This is a genomic window from Vibrio sp. V42_P2S4T144 (assembly GCF_009904715.1).
GTDB classification, from domain to species: Bacteria; Pseudomonadota; Gammaproteobacteria; order Enterobacterales; family Vibrionaceae; genus Vibrio; species Vibrio alginolyticus.
The window spans coordinates 1-2,235 of sequence record NZ_WXWS01000620.1; the positions used below are offsets into that span (position 1 = coordinate 1).

Sequence of the window (2,235 nt, forward strand, 5' to 3'; positions counted from 1 at the left end):
CTAGAGGGACGAAATGCTAAAACCAAGTCAAATTGGGCTGATTTCAGCCATGTGTCTATTTTCTTCTGTTGCAATGGCAAAAGGGGAGCGATATGGACTCTCTACCAGTATGTTGACTATCGATAGCATTAAATACGATGAAGGTAAAAGTGGTGAGCAGGATACGCTTAGGTTCGGCTTGGTTCATACTCGTCCTATTGATGAAAACAATAACCGTTGGCGTTGGTGGTTAGGGCTAAACTATCTAGCAGAAGATATTGAAGCGCCAGCAAACGGCTTATATCAAGAAGCGACGAACTATGAACTTCGTGTTGTTCCTCAATATGCGTTGACTTCTTGGAGTGTTTTCACGCCATACGTTGGTGCGGGCTTGTCTGTCGGTTACTCGCAATATTCTAATCGCTGGCAAGTAGACCAAGAGGGCTATCGTTATGAGAGTGTTGAAGACATCGACCAGTTTGAGTTAGGTGCGGTTATGACCCTTGGTACTGCTATAAAGTTAGGCAGTAATCCTGACGCCCATATACAAATTATCCCGCAGGCCTCTTATATCCTTCCGGTTGTAAATGATGGAATTGGTGGGCTTGAACTATCAGTTTCTTTGCTCTTTTGAGGTTCGTAAATGTACTCAAATCAGCTAGTTTTATTTATCTCAAAGTGTCCAGAGGAATACACCGGTGCAAAGCATATTGAAATGCCTGAAAGTGGTGGTTCGATAGGTCGTTCCCCAAGCTGTAGCGTGTCTTTAGCCGATCACAACCGCTTTATATCGGGCACTCATTGTTTGCTCAGCGTGTATGGAGATACCTACTATATAAGTGACGTATCAACTAATGGCACAATGGTAAATGGGAATAAAATACTAAAAAATCAACCCGTTGCGATAGTTGATGGCGACATCATTTCTTTAGGGCAATATGAGATTGGTGTTTCTCTTGAGCACGTTACCTCAACACTAGACATCGCCGCTGATATTGCTCCTGAGCGAGTATCTAGCGATCCTCTGGTTAGTCTAGGAGATGCGGTTGTCGAAGAGGAAGAAAAAGTCGGTGCCTTAGAAGATTTGTTTATGGAGACTAAACAGGATGACATTGATTGTCATGATCCTGTTGCTCACCTTAACTTTTCGATGCAGCGAGATGACGATTACTTAATTCGTGATAATGAGCGTACAGAATCTGAACAACCTAGAACCGTGGAAAGCACGCGTCAGGTGGTCGATGACAGTTTCAGTATATATTCCGAATTCGATCAGCCAAGCCTAATCCCTGAAGACTGGATGGCTGCGGAAACCAAGAGTAACGCATCAGTCAATGATGCATTAGCGCCAGAAAGCGGTAAGGCACATAGAGCCGATATTGCCTCAGCTGAGGTGATGCAACCTGGCACGGTAGCCCCAGATAGCACGATTCAAAGACAACATCGTACGCCTAATGTTACTGAGATGGTCGTAGAGCAGGCTAACACAGGGTCAAAATGGGAAGAGATGACCCAATCTTTTACGCCTTCTCCTAACACTAATCAGCAACTTCAAATACCTACGGCAGAGCACGCGATAAACAGTATGACGAAAGCACAAGTCGATACTGATGCGGCCGTTTGCTCTCAAGATATAGCGCAAGCGTTTTTTGATGGTTTGGGTATTCGAAATCCAGAGTTGATGACAAACGAGGCGCAGTTATTCAAGCAAATGGGCACTTGCTTGCGTTTATGTATTGATAACCTACAGAAAGAGTTGCACGAAGTGGAATCGTTAAAAGATGAGCAGAGTGCGAGTGAGGCTAACTCGAACATCGCAGAGCTAATGCTCACTTTGAATAGTCAGCAATTACTGGCTCCAAATGAACTGGTTGAACAAATGCTCGATGAGCTGAACGATCACCAAGTTATGTTTAACAAAGCACTGAATGAGCTCGTTTTAGAACAGTCTGAAACGAACGATCCCGTAGCATTTGCTAACAGGGTCGCTAGCCAGTCTTTGTTCTCAACTAAGTCAAAGCTGTGGGCCGAATACCTAGATTTCTACACTAATAATCGTCGCCTGCTTAATGAAACATCCTTAAAAGGGCTGATTAAGAAAAACTATAACAAAGTGATTAAGGGAAACCATGCGTAGTATCGCCGTATTACTCGGATTTGCCATGTTGTCCGGTTGTTCCATGTGGGATCAATTTAAAGAGTCCAAGGGTATCACACCAGAAACTTCGTCGATTGAATTGGTTATTGAGGCATCAC

The 2,235-nt window shown here is 43.8% G+C and carries 2 protein-coding genes and 1 pseudogene; all 3 read left to right on the forward strand.

Annotated elements, in window-relative coordinates:
- The first annotated feature begins 13 nt into the window (after window positions 1-13).
- The gene (locus tag CAG68_RS20195) at window positions 14-613 is read left to right on the forward strand and encodes a hypothetical protein (protein WP_054574680.1); all 600 of its coding nucleotides are present in this window, start codon (window positions 14-16) and stop codon (window positions 611-613) included.
- Window positions 614-622: 9 nt separating this feature from the next.
- Window positions 623-2,116 (forward strand): type VI secretion system-associated FHA domain protein, encoded by a 1,494-nt coding sequence (locus tag CAG68_RS20200; protein WP_086047486.1) that lies wholly within the window; start codon window positions 623-625, stop codon window positions 2,114-2,116.
- Window positions 2,109-2,235, forward strand: a pseudogene (locus tag CAG68_RS22460) (type VI secretion system lipoprotein TssJ); the annotation flags it as partial. The gene CAG68_RS20200 and the pseudogene CAG68_RS22460, both read left to right, overlap by 8 nt.